Here is a 17,837-nt window from a genome sequence, read left to right as displayed (position 1 = left end):
GGTCTTTCCCGTGAAGCCTCGAGGGGAACGACATAATGTTCACCGTGAATTTCCTGCTGCGGCGCCTTCTTCAGGGCACCATCATCATCTTCCTCGTCTCCCTGCTGATCTTCACGCTGCTGAGGGTCGTGCCGGGAGATCCGGTACGCCTGATGGCGGGCGGCATGGCGCCGGAAGCTCTGATCGAAAAGATTGCCACCGACATGGGCCTGCGTGACCCGATCCTTGTGCAATTCGGCCGCTATATGGGTGGCGTGGTCCACGGTGACCTCGGGCAGTCCTTCGTGCGTCCCGCCAACGGTGCATCGACCGGCGGAGCGACGTTCAACGATACAACCCGCGGCGAACGAGCTGAGGTGTTCGAATTGATCTTCGACGCCCTGCCGATGACCCTTCAACTGGCCGCCGTCACGCTGGTGATTGCGCTGGTTTTTTCCGCAATCATCGGCATTGCGGGGGGACTTTCCATCGGTCGCTGGCCCGACAAGCTGGCCTTCTACATATCCTCGATCTTCATTTCACTGCCGAATTTCTGGCTCGGCATCGTGCTGGCGCTGCTGTTCTCGGTCAAGCTCGGCTGGCTGCCTGCCATCGGCTACCAGAGCTTTGCCTATACGATCTTGCCCGCCATCGTTCTGGCGGCCGAACTGTCGCCGGTGTTGATCCGCACGCTGGTCAGTTCGGTATCCGGGCAGATGATGGAGCCGTATGTTTTGGTCGGGCGTGTGCGCGGCTTGTCCCGTTCGCGCATCATCGTCAACCATGCGCTGCGCAACGCATCGGTGCCGCTCCTCAACCTGCTCGGCGTGCAGTTTTCAAGCCTGCTCGGGGGCGTGATCATCGTTGAATATATCTTCGACTATCCGGGTCTGGGGCTTTTGACCATCAATGCCGTGCTCCAGCGCGATTTCCCGCTCATCCAGGGCATCGCTATCGTCACGAGCGCCATCTTCGTGCTCATCAACGTTGCCGTCGATCTCGTCGCAACCACCATTGATCCGAGGCTTGAGTATTGATGCCCATCACATCCGCACTGGAAACTCCTGTCTTGACCAAGGTCGCCAGCCGCTCCATTGCGCGGCGTATCCTTGATCGGGCCGTCTCGGCTCCCGGCTTCCGCGTCGGCCTTGCGATCTTTCTCATTCTGGCTCTCGCCGCTGCGCTTTATCCAGAAATTAGCGGCATCGACCCGACGAAGATGGATGTCCGCGCCCGCTTGCTTCCGCCGCTCCTTCTTGGCGACAAATGGAGCTGGCTCCACCCGCTCGGCACAGACCAGATCGGCCGCGATATGCTGGTTCGCTCACTGGTCGGGCTCCGCTACTCCTTCCTGATCGGCATTTCGTCTGTTGCCGTCACGCTGCTCATCGGCTGCGCACTGGGCATGATCGCCGGCTATTTCGGCGGACGGATCGATATGCTGATCATGCGCCTCACCGATGCGCAGCTGTCGATCCCGATGATTATCCTTGCCATCGCCGTGCTTGGAGTATCGCGGCCAACCATTCCTGCCATCATCCTGGTTCTCGGGCTGTCGAGCTGGCCTGTCTATGCGCGCATCATGCGCAGTATCGTTATGACTGAAAGACAGCGAGAATATGTGCGCGCCGCAAAGCTCGGGGGTTCGACGGATACTCGCATCATCCTCGCCCTCTTGGTGCCGCTGCTGCTGCCGCCGGTCATATTCACCTCGGTCCTGGATGTTGCCCGTATGATGATCTTTGAATCGATCCTCGGCTTCCTCGGTCTTGGCGTTCAGCCGCCCACGCCCACCTTCGGCAACATCATCGCCGATGGCCGAAAATACCTTCTCAATGCCTGGTGGATTGCAACCATGCCCGGCGTTTTCCTCGGCCTGACGCTTACCAGCATCAACCTTGTCGGCGCGTCACTGGAACGGGCCCGCAACACCATTCACGGAGGGTCCGGCCAATGAGCCAGCCGCTTCTCGAATTGAAGAACCTGTCCGTTTCCGCCGGCCGAGACGGCAAGACGAGAACCATTCTCGATACGATTTCTTTCACGCTTGCCCCCCGCGAAATCGTCGGCGTGGTCGGCGCCAGCGGTTCGGGCAAGACCGTGCTCTCGAAGGCGGTTGTCAACTGGCTCGAAGCGCCACTTGTTCGTTCGTCCGGCACCGTGCTGTTTGAGGGCAAGGACATATACGGCCTTTCAGAGACGGAGATGCGTACCTTGCGCCGGCGCGTCGCCTATGTCGGGGCAAATCCCATGGGGGCGCTTGACCCGACCTTACCCGTCGGCGCGCAGATCGTCGAAAAGATTCGTGCGGTGGTGCCGGGCACGTCCCGGCAGGAGGCACGGCGGCGCACAATAGAACTTCTGGACGCGGTGCGCATACCCTCTGCTGCAAGCCGCTTTGGCGATTATCCGTCGCAGTTTTCCGGCGGCATGATGCAGCGAGCCCTTATCGTCGATGCGCTGGCAACCAATCCTGCGCTGCTGATTGCCGACAATGTCACCCAGCCGCTCGATGTCACCGTGGCGGCCCAGGTCATCCGGCTGATGAAGGAGCTTTCTAAAAACTTCGATACGGCCGTGCTGTTCGTGTCATCCTCTCTGCCCGTCGCACGCGAAGCCTGCAACCGCATCCTCGTGATGGAGGAAGGCCGCATTGTTGAGGAGCAGGAAACCGAGCAGCTCATTGCTGCTCCCCTCTATCTCTACACCCGGAAACTTGTCGAACAGACGCCGAAGATTTGGAGCGGCAAGACAGAGATGCCGCGCCTTGACGAGAAGTGTGATGTGGTCTTGAGCCTGCGCGACGTCTCGCAGGTCTACAAGGTCCGGAAGCGAACCGGCTTCGGCGGCTTCAACCACGTGCGCGCCGTACGCAACGTGACTTTCGATATCCGCCGCGGAGACAGTTTTGCAATCGTGGGCGAATCCGGCTGCGGCAAGTCAACGCTGATGCGGCTTCTGAGCCGGCTTGAAGTGCCAAGTGCCGGCCAGATTCTCTGCGGCGGCGTTGATATCGCAGGGCTTGGCAGCAAGGATCTTCTGGCCTTTCGCAAGAGACTTCAGATGGTGCTTCAGGATCCGTTCGGTTCGCTGCCCCCGCGTACCTCTGTCGGAAAAATGCTGGAGGGACCACTGCGTACCCATGGCTGGAAAGATGGCAAAAAGATCCGCGAGCGTGTCCTAAAGGTAATGGGCGAGGTCGGGCTGTCAGCCGATCTCTATGAGGAATTGCCGCTCGGCCTCAGCGCCGGGCAACGCCAGCGCATTAACGTCGCCCGTGCGTTGGTTCTGGAGCCTGAAATCCTCATTATGGATGAGACGCTCTCGGCACTCGACCAGACGGAGCAGTTCAAGCTGCTCGACCTTTTTCAGAAACTGCAGACGGAATACAACCTTACCTACATTTTCATTTCGCACGATCTCGCGATGGTTCGGAAGGTCTGCAACCGTGTTGCTGTGATGTATCTGGGCGAAGTGTTCGAACTCGCGGACAACGAGCGCCTGTTCTTCGACCCCGGCCACCCTTACACGATGGCCCTGCTGAGTGCGATGCCGACGCTGGAAGAGCGCCGCTACCAGCCGGATGATTGCCTGCTGGAAGGTGAACCTCCAAGCCCAATCAACATTCCCGACGGTTGCAGCTTCAAGTCTCGCTGTCCGCATGCGATGGAGAAATGCGCCAGCCTGCAGCCTGTCCTGACCGTTCGCGGCGGCCAGGATTTTGCCGCCTGTCACCTCGTTCCAGCCGCAGGCGCCCGGGACGGGCCAACCGTTCCGAACCTGGTTTCGGCCTAAAACCGCCGCGGTCCGGTTTGTCGGCACCGCCACACTGCTCATCCAAGGTACATCATGCGTTTTACGGAAAATCGCCTCAAGATCATTCTGGACATGCTGAAGCAGAAGCAGCGTGTCCATGTGAATGAGCTTGCCGGACATCTGCACGTCAGCCAGGAATCGATCCGGCGCGACCTCAAAGAGCTTGAAGCGCGCGGCTATGCTCGGCGGGTCTACGGCGGGGCGGTCCTTGAACAGCAGGAAAGCGACCAACCCTTCTCGGACCGTCTGCGCCTCGGCGCGCGGGAAAAAGCACGGATCGGCGAAGCCGCCGCCGCCCTGGTCGAGGACGGCATGAAAGTGTTCATCGACACCGGAACGACCACGCTTACCTGCCTGAAGCATCTGGAAGCGCGCAAGGACATCACCATCGTCAGCAATTCTCTGGCGGTGGCCGCCCATTTCTTCCACATGCCGCAAGCCAGCATCCGCGTGCTCGGCGGTAGAATGCGCCCCGAATACCAAGCGACCTACGGACACGAGACAGTGACCGCGCTGAAGGAGCATTTTTTCGATCTCGCCATCATCGCCATCAGCACCATTCACAGCGAGCGGGGCTTCATGGATTTCGGTGAGGACGAGGCGATCCTGCGGCGTGTCGCCAAGGCACAGGCGAAGCGTTCCGTCGTGGTGGCCGACAGCTCCAAGTTCGGACGGCTCGGTTCCATCCATACGTTTGGCCTTACCGACATCGACGCCGTGGTGACGAGCGGCGTGATGGCGCGGGAATTTTCCGACCAGTTCAATCAATCCAATGTGGAAATCATACATGTCTGACGTCCCCGCCTCGCCGACCCCGATCAACGCCGAACGGCTTCAGTCACTCATGGAAACCGTCTTTACGTTCGGTGGTGGACCGGACGGCTCCATGAACCGCCAGACGCTTTCCCGCGAGGATGGCTTGGCGCGGGACTGGCTTGGCCGCTGGTTTGCCGAAAATGGCTTCGAACAGACCATCGACCCCATCGGCAACCAGTTCGGCAAGCTGACGCTCGCCGGGCAAAACGCGCCGGTCATCATGGTTGGATCGCATCTCGACAGCCAGCCGAACGGCGGTCGCTTCGACGGCGCACTCGGCGTCGTCGCTGCCTGTGAGGCCGTGCTGTCCGTTCAGGAACGGCTAAAGACCGAAGGCCGCCTCTCCGCCTGCAACTTCCAAATCGTAAACTGGACCAATGAGGAAGGCGCACGCTTTCAGCCGAGTCTTCTCGGCAGCAGCGTCTTTGCCGGTGAGGCCGATCTGGAATGGGCGCTGGATCGCGCCGATGGCGATGGCATATCTGTGCGCGAGGGGCTGAAAGAAACCGGCTATGCCGGAACCGACAAAGTGGAGCGTCCGAAGGCGCTGATCGAACTGCATATCGAAGGCGACACGACGCTCTGCAATGCTGGAGAGCGGTTCGGCATCTTCACGCGCTTCTGGGGGGCGACGAAATATCGCCTCGCCTTCCTCGGCCGCCAGGCCCATACCGGCGCTACCCCAATGGCAGACCGGAAAGATGCCCTACTGGCCGCTGCCTATCTGATTGGCGATCTCAAACAGATCTCCACCGAACATGGCCTTGATCTGCATACCTCGGTTGGCCGCCTTGAGGTTTTTCCTAACTCTCCGAATGTGGTCCCCGCGGAAGCTGTGCTCTTCATCGAGCTGCGCTCAGCTGCACCTGATATTCTGGCAGAGGCCGAACGCAAGATGCTGATCCGGATCGAGGAGGCGGCGCTGAAGGCGGGAGTGACGTCGCAGGTACGGTCGATCGATCGGCGCAAGGCGGGCTCGTTTTCACAAGGGTTGATTGCCTTGGCGGAAGATTCAGCGGCCCGGCTAGGCCAGACGGCTCGCCATCTCGATACCATCGGCGGTCATGATGCGGTGGCCATGTCCGGCGCATGCCCAGCCGTGGTGCTTGCCGTTCAGAGCCGAGGCGGCGTCATCCATCATCCGACCGAATTCACCTCGCCAGAAGATCAGGCATTGGGAACACAAATCCTGGCCGACATGCTCTATAAAATTGCCTCCGAGGGCCTTCAGGTTGCGCACGTCAGCGAGGCGGCCGAATGACGAAAGCCGGATCTGCGCAAATCCCCGTGGCAAACCGGCTCGAAAAGGCGCTTTGCGCCTTCGCCGATATTCTGGGAGGCGCACCCTCCTGCATACCCGCAATGGCGGCTGTCGCATCGCCGTCCTATCACGCCGTGGAATCGCAAAGCTTCCTCATCGTGGCGAAGGATGGCGATACGCCTTTCTTCTTGCGGCTTGGGCTGGATGAAGTTGCCGATCTCGTGGATGGCGAGGCAGCCTTTGCCGCAGCGGTACGCTTCCATCAGCTGGGCGCTGCTCCTCAGCCGCTTGGATACGACGCCGTCAGCCGCACCACGCTTTTCACCGCACTCGGGAACGATTGGAAAGCGGCGAATATCGATGACCTGATGCAGCCGGAAACCATCATGCGGCTCGTCGGTATCCAAAAAGAGATTGCCGCAGGTGCCCCGCTCGGCCGCAGCTGGTCCGTTTTCGACGGGATCACACATCTCTGTGAAATCGTTACTGCGGGCGCGATGGATCTACCCGGAGATGCAGAGTGGATGCTGTCCTGGATGGCACCGATCCGCCAAGCCATCGAAGCGTCCGGCATCGATGTGAAACCCGCCCATGGCGACCCCCACTCATCAAACGTCATGCTAGGCCCGAACGGCGCGATCCAGCTTGTCGACTTCGACTTGGCGGCAGACATCGACCCCTACTACCAGCTGGGTGTGCAGATGAACGAACTTTACCAGTTCGAAAGCCAGATGAAGCCCCTGCTGGAAATGCACGACGGAACCTTCAGCGAGCGCGCCTTCAACCGGTGCCGCGCCTATGCCGCCGCCGACGATCTCTACTGGGCCCTGCGAAGCCTGGTGCTTGAACTGCGCTCGCCACCGCGTGGCATCGAATTCCTCAAATATGCCGGCTGGCGGTTTCTCCGATGCCGGATGCTGCTTGGCCATCCAAATTTCGAGGCAAAACTGCGGGATCTCTGAAAAACAAAAAAGGGAACATGCCGATGAAGGAACTGGGAATGGCGCGCTCCGATGCCGAACGGGCGGTGGAGGCGGCCATCGTGCAGGTGGGGGCATGGAAAGGGCAACGCCTTAGCTACCGCGCTGTATCCGGCGGGATCAGCAACACGAATTTCCGAATCGATGTCGAGGGACAAGACCTTGGCTACTTTCTGAAGATACCCGGTCGCGGGACAGAAATGTTCATCGACCGCAAGGCGGCAGCGGCGGCAAGCAAGCAGGCGGAAGCCATTGGCGTCGGTCCAAGGACGTTCGACTATCTCAGTCATCTGGAAATCGAAATCGCCGAGTTCATCGAGGGAAGGCGACCGTCCACCCATCGCGATTTCGCAGATCCGGCAATCCGCAATGAAGCCGTGCGGGTCTATCGTCATTTTCATGAGGCCCCGGCCCTGCCGCTAACCAAGACCGTGTTCGACATGATCGAGGAGCATTTCGGCCAGGTGCGTCAACTCGGCGGCTACTGGCCGCTGGATCACGACTGGCTTTATCGCTCCTACAAACAAGCACGCGTCGCGCTGGAAGCCTCAGGCCTCGATCTCGTTGCCTGCTTTAATGACCCCATGCCGGGCAATTTCCTCATAGGCGACGACAAGTCGATCAAGCTGATCGACTTCGAATATGCATCGAACAACGAGCGTCTCTACGATCTGGCAATCTGGAGCGGCGAGATGTTCTTCCCCGAAGACATCGACTGCGCCATTATCGAGGAGTATTTCGGGCATTACGACAAGAGGCAGCATGCCCGCTTCATCGTGCACAAGGCGCTTGCGGATATAAAGTGGAGCACCTGGGCCATGGTGCAGAACCGGGTATCGACGCTCGACTTCGACTTCTACAAATACGGGATCTGGAAGCACATGCGGGCCCGCTCCATCATCCAGGACCCCCGCTGGCCAATTTTCCTGAAAGCTCTCTGATGCAAATCGATACAATCAGTCCGGCGGACACCGCACGGTACCTGGCCTTTGCCATTGAGCTGGCGGATGCCGCGCGCCCCCTCGCCCTTTCCTATTTCCGCACACCGCTTGACGTGATCTCAAAGCTCGATGAAAGCCCCGTCACCGTGGCTGACCGTGCAATCGAAAAGCGGCTTCGCGACATGATCGAAGAGCGTTTCCCGACCCATGGCATCCATGGCGAAGAAATGGGCATCAAACCGGGTGACACCTTTACCTGGGTACTGGACCCGATCGACGGTACCAAGAGCTTCATCACCGGCTTTCCGCTGTTCGGCACGCTGATTTCGCTCGCCCTTGACGGAAAGCCCTTCTGTGGGCTGATCGATGTTCCTGCAACGGCGGAGCGTTGGATCGGTTCACCAGGCGGGACGCTGTTTTCCGGAAGCATCGCCCGAAGCAGCCACTGTGGAAGCCTGGCGGAGGCCCGCTTCTACACCACCTCGCCCGACATGTTTACCGGTGCCGATGCCGATCTCTTCGAGCGGCTTTCACGGGCGACAAAGCTGCGGCGCTTTGGCGGCGACTGCTACATCTACGGCCTCATCGCCTCCGGGCATTGCGAACTCGTGCTGGAGACCGGGCTGCAACCCTATGATTACATGGCCCTTGTGCCTGTGGTGCAGGGTGCGGGAGGCTGCATGACCGACTGGGATGGAAAGGCTCTTTCGGTCCATTCAGGTGGTCGGGTTCTTGCGTCGGCCAACTCGAAACTGCACGACGAAGCGCTGGCGCTGATCAACGGGTGAACCTTAACGTGACCTACAAAACCACGATCGAGCAAACGGTTTTCCGCTTCGATGACCTGAAGACGTTGCTGGCCAAGGCAACGCCGGAACGTTCCGGAGACCAACTGGCCGGCATTGCCGCCGATGGACCTGTGGAACGGTTGGCAGCACAAATGGCGCTCGCAGACCTTCCACTAAAGGCATTCCTGAACGATGAGCTCATTCCAGCCGATGATGACGAGGTCTCCCGCCTGATCCTTGATCAGCATGACCCGCGGGCGTTTGACGCGATTTCGACTTTGACCGTCGGAGAACTCCGCGAATGGATGCTGAGACCGGAGACGACGCAGGATCGCCTGGAAGCGGTCTGCTGGGGGCTGACGCCGGAAATGGTGGCGGCCGTCTCAAAGATCATGCGGCTGCAGGATATGATCGCGGTTTCAGCAAAGCGCCGCGTCGTCACCCGCTTTCGCAATACTGTCGGGCTTGGCGGGCGCCTTTCGACCCGCAACCAGCCGAACCACCCGATCGATGACAGCCGCGGGATTATCGCATCGGCAATCGATGGCTTGCTGATGGGCTCGGGAGATGCCGTGATCGGCGTTAACCCGGCAACAGACAGCACCGAGGATTATATCCGCATCGTATCCCTGCTCGACGAACTGCGCGAAAAGCTTGCGATTCCAACCCAGACCTGTTGCCTCGGCCATGTCACGACGGCGATCGCGGCGATGGAAAGACATGCACCCGTCGATCTGGTTTTCCAGTCGGTGGCAGGATCGGAAAAGGCCAACAGGGGCTTTGGTGTGGATCTCGCCCTGCTGAGGCAAGCGCATGATGCAGGTCGGTCGCTGAACCGCGGCATGCCGGGCGCGAATATCATGTATTTCGAGACCGGCCAGGGTGCAGCGCTTTCGGCGGATGCACATTTTGGCATCGACCAGCAGACTATGGAAGCGCGCGCCTATGCGGTGGCTCGCGAGTTCAATCCGATGCTGGTCAACACGGTCGTCGGCTTCATCGGCCCCGAATATCTGTTCAACGGCAAGCAGATCATTCGCGCTGGGATCGAGGACCATTTCTGCGGCAAGATGCTGGGCCTGCCGATGGGTGTCGATGTCTGTTACACGAACCATGCCGATGCCGACCAGGAAGACATGGACACACTGTTGACGCTGCTCTGTGCGGCCAATGTGAACTTCGTCATCACCGTGCCCGGCGCCGATGACATCATGTTGAATTATCAATCGCTTTCCCATCACGATGCCGTCTATTGCCGAGAGACATTGAAGCGGCAGCCGGCGCCGGAATTCCAGACATGGCTTGCCGAGATCGGGCTCACGGATTGCGATGGCACATTGGTTGGCGAGCCGGCCGTACTCTCAAACTATATGCGCAGCAGCGCATTGATCGGGGCGTATGATGACAAAGGCAATTGAATCAGCACCAACCCTCATGGGGGAGACCGACGCGCAAGACGGCAGGCGGAGACCAGACCTGCGCAGCATGACGGATGCGCGCGTCTCGCTTGGCCGCCATGGCGGGGGGCTCCCGACGCAGGCGCAACTCTCCTTTCTGCTCGACCATGCAAGAGCCCGCGAAGCGGTCTGGGCAAACGTCGACTGGACCGTGCTGACCGAACGGCTGGAACAGGCGGGGCTCGCCGTCGTTCAGGTCGAGAGTCTGGCAGAGAACCGCAGCATCTACGTGCGCCGTCCTGATCTCGGGCGGCTCCTGTCGGAGGGCGCCGAAAAGCGCCTGAGAGAAATTGCGGCGTGGGGAGCTTATGATATTGCCATCGTCGTGGCCGATGGCTTGTCGTCGATCGCCGTCGATATCAATGCCGTGCCCCTGATCGCGGCCTTGATTCCAAAGCTGGCGGGCCTCGGGCTGCAGTCGGCACCGGTGGTTTTGGCAAGCCAAGCGCGGGTCGCCATCGGTGATCCGGTCGGCAGAGCCATTGGCGCAAAACTGTCGATCGTTCTGGTGGGCGAACGCCCCGGTCTTTCCGCCGCAGACAGCCTCGGCGCCTATGTGACCCTCGATCCGAACCCCGGAACTCGCGATTCAAGCCGCAACTGCGTTTCCAACATCCGCGACGGCGGGCTCCCAATCCACCAAGCCGCCGACACGATCGCATCACTCGTCCATGACATCGTTCGCACGAACATCGGCGGCGTCGGGCTCAAGGCGGCGGTATCAAAGCGGATTTCGCCGGCTATGGGTGCCTTTCGCGACATTTCTGACGCAGCACCTAAAAAGCCCTGAGCTACGACATCAGAAGCCTTTTTACGCGTACTCGACGGCATGGCTTGGAGCGCGGAAAGCAATGATGTCCGCACGCAGCTACGTCGCGGGGCCTGATGATTTAAATCCCGACCATGTCCCTCCCCCAAACTTTCTTCTCGCATGCCACGTCGAAGCCACTGAGCTTCAGGACATGCGCTCTAGAAGATATCGGCGAGACGGACCGTCTGCCCCGATTTCAGGGATCGTGTCGCTGCTTCAGCGAGCGCAAGAGCATTGACGCCGTCAGCGAGGGAAACCGGCAAAGCCGATCCCGCCGTGAGGGCCTCTACGAAAGCGCTCCACTCAATCGAATAGGCGCGCATATAGCGCTCGAGGAAGAAGAATTCCGGCTTTGCCCCCGTGACGCCATCCTTGGTCGACTTGGTAACGGTGTTCTCGAGAATGTTGCCAGCGGACAGTAGGCCCTCGGAGCCAAGAAGCTCGATGCGCTGGTCATAACCGTAAACGGCACGCCGACTGTTCTTGATGACGGCGATGCGACCATCTGCGAACTTCAACGTCACAACCGCGGTATCGACATCGCCCGCAGCCCCGATTTCGGGATCGACGATGGAGCTGCCGGTCGCCGTCACGGTTTCGGGCGCGCTGCCGAAGATCCAGCATGCCATGTCAAAATCATGGATCATCATGTCCCGGAACAGGCCGCCCGAGACCTTGATGTATGACACCGGTGGCGGCGCGGGATCAAAGGAAGTGATCGACAACAGTTCTGTCTTGCCGATGTCACCCCGGTCGGCGGCCACCTTCAAGGCGGCAAAATTCGGGTCAAACCGGCGGTTGAAGCCGATCATCACCGGTTTGCCGGTGTTCGCGACAATGACCTGACAAGCGCGGGCGCGTTCCAGGCTGAGATCCACTGGCTTCTCGCAAAGTACCGCCTTTCCCGCGTTTGTCGCAGCTTCCATCAGATCCGAATGCGTATCCGTCGATGTCGCGATGAGCACGGCATCGATCGCGGGATCGTTAATGATGGCGTCGCTGGAGCGTGCCTCGGTGCCATATTGCGCTGCCAGCTTGGCCGCCGCGTCAATGTTCACGTCGGACACCGCGACCAGAATGCTGCCGGGGTTGGACGTGATCGCTCTCGCGTGGACATTGCCGATCCGTCCGGCGCCGAGAAGACCGATGTTGAGCATTTCCATTCCTTTGATCATGATCGCAAGGTCCGAACGCAGGATCTTGCGGAAGCGGGGGGTGTTTACAGTGTGAATGCTTCGCGGAAGCGGCGCAGAGCCAGCTCGTCGTCTTCTGACGGCCAGGCCTCAAGCCCGATGACGCCGGCATAACCCATCGCGTGGAGGGCACGAGCGATTGCGGGATAGTTGATCTCGCCTGTGCCCGGCTCTTTGCGCCCTGGCACGTCCGCCACTTGGATTTCGCCGATAAAGGGAAGCGCCTGACGGCAGAGTTCAATGAGGTTACCCTCCCCGATCTGCGCATGGTAGAGATCGAGGTTGAGTTTAAGCGCAGGCCTGTTGACGCTCGATACGAGGTTGATCGTGTCCGCGGCCTTTGCGAAGGGCGTCTTCGGATGATCGACGGCCTCGTTAAGGTTCTCCAGAACGAAGGTGACACCTTCTTCCTCGCCAAGATCGGCGATGCGTTCGAGGGTGTCGCGCGCCTTCAGCCACATCGCCGGTGTCACGATATGCGCCTTGACGACCGGCAGGCCCTCACCGTCCAAGCCCGTGCCATGGAGGTTCAGCCGCGGACAACCGATCTCCTTTGCGACGGGAATGGAAAGGCGGGCCGTGCGAAGCAGCTCGTCGGCGCCGTCCGCATCTGCAAGCGTTCCCGTGACATAGCCCGTCATCGACGAGAAGATCGCTCCTGAACGGGTAAGGGCCGGGATATCGTGCTTTGTCCAGTCCCAGATCTCGGCAGCAAATCCGAGCTCGGTAATTCTCTTGAGCCGCTCCGTCATCGGCATGGAGCGGAAAACCATTTCCGCGCAAACCGCTAGAGTAAATGCTCCTGCCGAAGCTGGTTTTTCCGCCATTTCGTTTATCCTGTTCGTTCGTGAAGGGTCAGATCGTGCCACCAAGCTCGTTCGACAGCGCCTGCAGCTCCTTGCCGCCGGCCATCATGTTCTGCAGCTCCTCGATGGAGATCTCGCTCTTGGTATAGGTCCCGAGCGTTTTGCCGCGGTTCAGTATCGTAAAGCGGTTTCCCACAGCGAAAGCATGGCGCACATTGTGGGTGATGAAGATCACGCCAAGGCCCTTCTGCTGGACATGGTTGATGTATTTGAGCACCATGGATGTCTGCGCCACGCCCAGCGCCGATGTCGGCTCATCGAGGATGAGGACCTTCGCGCCGAAATAGACGGCGCGCGCAATGGCTACGCATTGGCGCTCGCCGCCCGAAAGTGTGCCGACGGCCTGGTTCGGATCGCGCACGTCGATCCCGATCCTGTGCATCTCCTCGCGCGTCACGGCATCACAATGCTTGAAGTCGATGTAACGGAACGGCGGAATGCCCTTGCGCGGCTCACGGCCCATGAAGAAATTGCGCGTCACGGACATCAGCGGGATCATCGCGAGGTCTTGGTAGACCGTCGCGATACCGGCGTCGAGGGCATCGCGGGGGCTGGAAAAAGCGACGGGCGTCCCATTAACGAGGAGTTCCCCGCCCGACGGTTTGACGACGCCCGAGAGTGTCTTGATGAGCGTGGACTTGCCGGCGCCATTGTCACCGAGGAGGCAAAGGACTTCGCCCTTGAGAACCTTCATCGAGATGCCGGAGAGAGCAATCACCGAGCCGTAATGCTTGACGATATCCTTGGCTTCGATGATCGGCGCTGCCGCTTGGTTTGTGCTGTCAGCCATGTTCAACGCTCCCCTGTGACCTTGCGGCGGATGAAATTGTTGAAAAGGACGGCAAGGAGCAGCATCGAGCCGAGAAAGACCTGAAACCAGTCGGAGTCGAACTTGGTGTAGGTGAGGCCGATCGAGACGAGGCCGAAGATGATGGCGCCGAAGAAGGCGCCGATCGCCGAACCGTAACCGCCCGTCAGCAGACTTCCGCCGATGACGGCTGCGATGATCGCCTCGAACTCCTTCTGGAAGCCGCGGCGGGCATCGGTGGAACCGGCGTCGAGCACGGTGATGATGGCAACGAGGGCTGCGGCGCAGGCCGTGAGGGCGAAGAGGCCGGTCTTAACGCGGTCGACGGGGACACCGGAATTGCGGGCAGCATTCGGGTCGCCGCCGACGGCGAAGATCCAGTTGCCGATGCGTGTGCGCAGCAGCACCCATGTCGCGAGAAGGGCAAGCGCCACGAACCAGACGACCGAGACGGGCACGCCTGCGACCTTGGGAACGCCGTTATCGAATTTATCGATGAGATTGTTCTCAGCCAACCAAGCGAAGAACGATTGGAAGGCGAGACCTGAGAACAGGTTTGCGATGGACGCATCGCCAACGGCTTCGCCGATGCCGCGCAGCTGTGTCGATCCGCCGGTTGCCCATTTCAAGCCGACCAGGGTCAGACCTCGAAGGATGAATAGGAAGGCCAGCGTCACGATGAACGAAGGCAAGCGCGTCCGGATGACGATTTGTCCGTTGACGGCACCGAGTACGGCAGCAAACAGCAAGGTGAAGAGGATGGCGATCCAAAGCGGCTGGACAAAATTGACCAGCAGACCGCCGAAGATCAGGCCTGCAAACGCGACCATGGATCCGATCGAAAGGTCGAATTCGCCCCCGATCATCAGAAGAGAAGCGGCTATGGCGAGGATGCCCAACTGAGAAGCCGGTGCCAGGACAGTCATCAGACCGGCCAGCGAGAACATCGACGCATCGGCTGTGAAGAAGAAAAAGATGATAACCATCAAGAGGCCTGCGACGGCACCAAGCTCCGGGCGCCGCATCAGGCGTGTCAGGACGCTGGCGTTCTTGATGCGTTCGTCATGCTTTAACGGCGGAGCTGAAATCGTGGAGTGTTCGGTCATGGTTCCCCCCTGCGAGCCTTTCGGCCACAGCCATGCAGGATTAAGCGAATGGTTGACCGGCAGCCGCTCGAAAACGGGCGGCTGCCGGTCGCGCGAAAGCGAGCGGCGCTGGATTAGCGAATGCCCTTCGCCGAGAGATCAACGACCTGTGCCGCCTTCTCCTTCGTGATAAGGTTCGGGCCCGAGGGAACGTTGCCGCCAGGAATGAGGCCGTACTTCGCATCATTGGCCAGGAATACCGTAGAGAGGTATCCCTGCAAGAACTGCTGCTGGTCGATCGCGAAAGCCGCTTCGCCAGCGGCCACCGCCTTTAGGAAGTCGGCCGACAGGTCGAATGTTGCCACATTGACCTTACCGCTCCTCCCGGCATCCTTGACGGCGGCAAGGGCCGGTTCGCCCGCCGTGCTGGCACCGAGCGCCATGACGGTATCGATCGCATCATTCGAGCTGAGCGCGGCCTTTACCTTGGCTTTTACTTCCGACGGGTCGTTAGACACGGGAAGCACGGTCACCGCGCCACCGAAGCCATCAGAAAAACCCTTGCAACGCAGGTCGAGCGACACGTTGCCGACTTCCTGGTTGACGCAGATGCCCGTCTTGCCGCCCATCTGGTGCAGTTTCTCGCCGGCAGCCTTGCCGGCACCGTATTCGTCCTGACCGACATGCAGCAACGCGCCGAGTTTCTTGGAGACGTCAGAGCCCGAGTTGATGGAAATGACGGGAATACCGGCGGCAACCGCTTTTTCAATCGACGGGCCGAGGGCGGACGCATCCGGGATGGAGACGATCAGGCCATCGGGCTTCTGATTGACCGCAGCATCTATCAGCTGGCTCATCGCCACCATGTCGAAGGTTTCCGGTGCGCGGTAGTCAACCTTCACGCCGGCATCCTTAGCGCCGGCCGTGACCCCGTTCTTGACGACCGACCAGAATGGATCGTTCGCCTGACCGTGCGTGACGGCAATGATCTTGATGTCCTTGGCGAAAGCAGCGCTTCCGCAACCCGTGACCGCCGCAACGACCGATACGCCAAGCACAAGCGTTTTGATAAGCGATTTCATGCTCGTTCCTCCCAAGGCGCGGCTTCGCCTGCGCAACTGCTCCCGGACGACGCGGACCTCCCTCCGTCGTCGTTCCACCACCACCGAAAGTCACTTTGCTACCGGTAGCAATGATGCAATTCATATCGTTTGCGGGTAATATGTCAACCAGAAATTCCGTTTCAAAGAAGAATGGAATTTCTATTCCATTATGGTAGTCGAGGAAGATCTGGGTGACAAAAAAAGCAACGGCGGAAGACGTCGCGCAGGCTGCAGGGGTTTCAAAGTGGACTGTCATCCGTGCCTTCACGCCCGGCGCCTCGATCTCGGAGAAAAGCCGGAAGAGGGTCATGGAGGCTGCGGAACACCATAATTACCGCCCAAACCTCTTGGCACGAAGCCTGGCAACGAATTTGACGCGCCAAATCGCCGTTCTCGTGGACGACTTCAAAAACCCGCACAAGCTGCCTGTTCTCGAAGAGTTAACGTGGCAGTTTCAGTCAGAAGGACGGCTTGTTGTTCTCATTAACATCAACGAACATTTTGACCATGTGCAGGCGCTGCTTGATGCCGGACAACGTCAGGTCGATGCCATTATTCTGTTTGGTACGGGCTTCAGACCGGAGATGCTGGAGGATGTCCGCCTGAAAGGCGGGGCGCCAATGTATGTTTTGGCTCGCGACAGCCAGATACCTGACATTCCTGCCGTGACGTGTGACACGCCTCTTGCGATGCAAGAGCTCGGCGAGCACTTTCGCGCGAAAGGATACGAACGCCCCGCCTTCCTGTCCGGAGCTAAAACGCTCTCGACCGCCTTGGGCCGCCAACGCGCCTTCCATACGTTCTGGCAATCCCAGGGAACCGCCAGGGTGCTTGATCTTTCTGCGGCATCCTACAGTTCGGAACATGGGTTTGCGGCGGTAAGGCAGGCGTTGGAAGTGATGCCGCGCGAACAATGGCCAGACCTTCTAATGTGCGAGAACGATGCACTGGCATTCGGTGCTATCGACTACGTTCGAAGCATCCTCAACCTTCGTATTCCCGACGACATTGCGATAGCCGGCTTCGACAACACGCCCTTATCGGCCTCCCCGGCTTATGACCTAACAACATACGAGCAGCCCATGGCGGAGATGGTCGCGACTCTGATCTCGATGATCCTCGGCGACGCTCCGCAGGAGAGCAAAGTTTCCAAGGGTCGGCTTATTCTTCGTTCAACCGCATGAAATCGGGGCGTCACTAGCGCTACTCTGGCAGAAGTCTGATTTATTTAACTCTGCGAGAGGGAAATGCCGGATGCATGGGGAGGTAACGCCTTTTCGTCGAGAAGTCCTGACTGCCACTGAACTTTCATCCGGCTGCGATGAGAGCGTCGGCGGTTTTGATGTGCCAAATGTCGTGGTGTGAGCAACCGGCGGAAACGCGAAGCGTCCATATTGCGTAGCGTTGGAGCCGGTTGCGGCGATGGTCTCGACATAGGCTGCCGGGGTCTGGTATTCGAGCAATGAGTGGGGCCGGACATTGTTGTAATCGTCCGCCCATTCCGCAATGGCGTTGCGGGCCTGGTCGAGGCCGAAGAACAGGCTTTCATTCAGTAACTTGTCGCGCATGCGGCCGATGAAGCTCTCGACGTAGCCATTTTGCATCGGTCTTCCCTGCGCGATGTAGTGTCACTCGACCTTATGATCCTTCGACCAGGCAAGGATGGCATTCGAGGTGAGTTCGGTCCCATTGTCGGAAACGATTATGCCGGGCTTGCCTCGCTGTTTGATCAATGTCGTCAGCTCGCGAGCAACACGACGGCCAGAGATCGATGTGTCCGGGATCGCCGCCAGGCATTCGCAGGTGACGTCGTCGACCACATTCAGCACGCGAAGACGTCTGCCGCAGGCGAACTGGTCGTGGACGAAATCGAGCGACCAGCGTGCATTTGCCTTTGCTTCGACGAGGATCGGCGCACGGGTGCCGTGAGCAC

At 59.7% G+C, this 17,837-nt stretch carries 16 protein-coding genes and 1 pseudogene; 11 read left to right on the top strand and 6 right to left on the bottom strand.

The annotated features are described in order from the left end of the window. The first annotated feature begins 35 nt into the window (after nt 1–35). From ASG03_RS13350 to eutC, 10 genes are read left to right on the top strand one after another with little or no spacing between them, the layout of a single operon-like run. Nucleotides 36–1,016, top strand: coding sequence for an ABC transporter permease (locus ASG03_RS13350; RefSeq protein WP_062693940.1), 981 nt, complete (start codon nt 36–38; stop codon nt 1,014–1,016). After that, nucleotides 1,016–1,936 carry an ABC transporter permease gene (locus tag ASG03_RS13345; protein ID WP_062693939.1) on the top strand — a complete coding sequence of 307 codons (921 nt, stop codon included), beginning with the start codon at nt 1,016–1,018 and terminating at the stop codon, nt 1,934–1,936. Before ASG03_RS13350 ends, ASG03_RS13345 begins: the two co-directional genes overlap by 1 nt. Continuing rightward, nucleotides 1,933–3,774 (top strand): dipeptide ABC transporter ATP-binding protein, encoded by a 1,842-nt coding sequence (locus ASG03_RS13340; protein WP_062693938.1) that lies wholly within the window; start codon nt 1,933–1,935, stop codon nt 3,772–3,774. Before ASG03_RS13345 ends, ASG03_RS13340 begins: the two co-directional genes overlap by 4 nt. A 54-nt stretch (nt 3,775–3,828) precedes the next feature. Beyond that, nucleotides 3,829–4,590, top strand: coding sequence for a DeoR/GlpR family DNA-binding transcription regulator (locus ASG03_RS13335; protein WP_062693937.1), 762 nt, complete (start codon nt 3,829–3,831; stop codon nt 4,588–4,590). Beyond that, a complete protein-coding gene (locus ASG03_RS13330) occupies nt 4,583–5,872 on the top strand; it encodes a Zn-dependent hydrolase (RefSeq protein ID WP_062693936.1) in 1,290 nt (429 codons plus the stop codon). The genes ASG03_RS13335 and ASG03_RS13330 overlap by 8 nt, the downstream gene beginning before the upstream one ends. Then, on the top strand, nt 5,869–6,834 hold the full coding sequence (locus ASG03_RS13325; RefSeq protein WP_062693935.1) for a phosphotransferase: 966 nt from the start codon (nt 5,869–5,871) through the stop codon (nt 6,832–6,834). Before ASG03_RS13330 ends, ASG03_RS13325 begins: the two co-directional genes overlap by 4 nt. Nucleotides 6,835–6,857: 23 nt before the next feature. After that, nucleotides 6,858–7,793: a phosphotransferase gene (locus ASG03_RS13320; protein WP_062694042.1), complete on the top strand. Its 936-nt coding sequence runs from the start codon at nt 6,858–6,860 to the stop codon at nt 7,791–7,793. Further along, the gene (gene hisN, locus ASG03_RS13315) at nt 7,793–8,581 is read left to right on the top strand and encodes a histidinol-phosphatase (RefSeq protein WP_062693934.1); all 789 of its coding nucleotides are present in this window, start codon (nt 7,793–7,795) and stop codon (nt 8,579–8,581) included. Before ASG03_RS13320 ends, hisN begins: the two co-directional genes overlap by 1 nt. An 8-nt stretch (nt 8,582–8,589) precedes the next feature. Further along, complete coding sequence (locus tag ASG03_RS13310) at nt 8,590–9,999, top strand: ethanolamine ammonia-lyase subunit EutB (protein ID WP_062694041.1); 1,410 nt, start codon at nt 8,590–8,592, stop codon at nt 9,997–9,999. 16 nt (nt 10,000–10,015) lie between these two features. Further along, on the top strand, nt 10,016–10,828 hold the full coding sequence (eutC, locus tag ASG03_RS13305) for an ethanolamine ammonia-lyase subunit EutC (RefSeq protein WP_062693933.1): 813 nt from the start codon (nt 10,016–10,018) through the stop codon (nt 10,826–10,828). Between the two features lie 179 nt (nt 10,829–11,007). On the opposite strand, the gene iolG is transcribed toward eutC, so the two are convergent. From iolG to ASG03_RS13280, 5 genes are all read right to left on the bottom strand, one after another. Beyond that, a complete protein-coding gene (gene iolG / locus ASG03_RS13300) occupies nt 11,008–12,006 on the bottom strand; it encodes an inositol 2-dehydrogenase (RefSeq protein WP_062694040.1) in 999 nt (332 codons plus the stop codon). 62 nt (nt 12,007–12,068) lie between these two features. Then, complete coding sequence (locus tag ASG03_RS13295; RefSeq protein ID WP_062693932.1) at nt 12,069–12,869, bottom strand: TIM barrel protein; 801 nt, start codon at nt 12,867–12,869, stop codon at nt 12,069–12,071. 28 nt (nt 12,870–12,897) lie between these two features. Then, entirely contained in the window at nt 12,898–13,698 is an 801-nt protein-coding gene (locus ASG03_RS13290) for an ATP-binding cassette domain-containing protein (RefSeq protein WP_062693931.1), read from the bottom strand. Between the two features lie 2 nt (nt 13,699–13,700). Continuing rightward, nucleotides 13,701–14,822 carry an ABC transporter permease gene (locus ASG03_RS13285; protein ID WP_062693930.1) on the bottom strand — a complete coding sequence of 374 codons (1,122 nt, stop codon included), beginning with the start codon at nt 14,820–14,822 and terminating at the stop codon, nt 13,701–13,703. Nucleotides 14,823–14,935: 113 nt separating this feature from the next. Further along, nucleotides 14,936–15,883 carry a sugar ABC transporter substrate-binding protein gene (locus tag ASG03_RS13280; protein WP_062693929.1) on the bottom strand — a complete coding sequence of 316 codons (948 nt, stop codon included), beginning with the start codon at nt 15,881–15,883 and terminating at the stop codon, nt 14,936–14,938. Nucleotides 15,884–16,095: 212 nt separating this feature from the next. On the opposite strand from ASG03_RS13280, the gene ASG03_RS13275 reads away from it, so the two are divergent. Next, nucleotides 16,096–17,088, top strand: a complete 993-nt coding sequence (locus tag ASG03_RS13275) for a LacI family DNA-binding transcriptional regulator (RefSeq protein WP_062693928.1) — start codon at nt 16,096–16,098, stop codon at nt 17,086–17,088. Nucleotides 17,089–17,212: 124 nt separating this feature from the next. Here ASG03_RS13275 and ASG03_RS13270 read toward each other — a convergent pair. Further along, nucleotides 17,213–17,837: pseudogene (locus tag ASG03_RS13270) on the bottom strand (integrase core domain-containing protein); the annotation flags it as partial.

This window comes from Rhizobium sp. Leaf341, from assembly GCF_001424325.1.
Classification (GTDB): domain Bacteria; phylum Pseudomonadota; class Alphaproteobacteria; order Rhizobiales; family Rhizobiaceae; genus Ferranicluibacter.
This window is presented reverse-complemented; position numbering and strand designations above follow the sequence as displayed.

What these genes read in the sequence shown, in the direction of transcription:
- ASG03_RS13335 (WP_062693937.1), top strand. Translation starts at nt 3,829, where the DNA reads ATGCGTTTTACGGAAAATCGCCTCAAGATCATTCTGGACATGCTGAAG.
- ASG03_RS13330 (WP_062693936.1), top strand. Translation starts at nt 4,583, where the DNA reads ATGTCTGACGTCCCCGCCTCGCCGACCCCGATCAACGCCGAACGGCTT.
- ASG03_RS13325 (WP_062693935.1), top strand. Translation starts at nt 5,869, where the DNA reads ATGACGAAAGCCGGATCTGCGCAAATCCCCGTGGCAAACCGGCTCGAA.
- ASG03_RS13290 (WP_062693931.1), bottom strand. Translation starts at nt 13,698, where the DNA reads ATGGCTGACAGCACAAACCAAGCGGCAGCGCCGATCATCGAAGCCAAG.
- ASG03_RS13345 (WP_062693939.1), top strand. Translation starts at nt 1,016, where the DNA reads ATGCCCATCACATCCGCACTGGAAACTCCTGTCTTGACCAAGGTCGCC.
- ASG03_RS13320 (WP_062694042.1), top strand. Translation starts at nt 6,858, where the DNA reads ATGAAGGAACTGGGAATGGCGCGCTCCGATGCCGAACGGGCGGTGGAG.
- ASG03_RS13280 (WP_062693929.1), bottom strand. Translation starts at nt 15,883, where the DNA reads ATGAAATCGCTTATCAAAACGCTTGTGCTTGGCGTATCGGTCGTTGCG.
- ASG03_RS13340 (WP_062693938.1), top strand. Translation starts at nt 1,933, where the DNA reads ATGAGCCAGCCGCTTCTCGAATTGAAGAACCTGTCCGTTTCCGCCGGC.
- ASG03_RS13295 (WP_062693932.1), bottom strand. Translation starts at nt 12,869, where the DNA reads ATGGCGGAAAAACCAGCTTCGGCAGGAGCATTTACTCTAGCGGTTTGC.
- ASG03_RS13350 (WP_062693940.1), top strand. Translation starts at nt 36, where the DNA reads ATGTTCACCGTGAATTTCCTGCTGCGGCGCCTTCTTCAGGGCACCATC.
- hisN (WP_062693934.1), top strand. Translation starts at nt 7,793, where the DNA reads ATGCAAATCGATACAATCAGTCCGGCGGACACCGCACGGTACCTGGCC.
- iolG (WP_062694040.1), bottom strand. Translation starts at nt 12,006, where the DNA reads ATGCTCAACATCGGTCTTCTCGGCGCCGGACGGATCGGCAATGTCCAC.
- ASG03_RS13285 (WP_062693930.1), bottom strand. Translation starts at nt 14,822, where the DNA reads ATGACCGAACACTCCACGATTTCAGCTCCGCCGTTAAAGCATGACGAA.
- eutC (WP_062693933.1), top strand. Translation starts at nt 10,016, where the DNA reads ATGGGGGAGACCGACGCGCAAGACGGCAGGCGGAGACCAGACCTGCGC.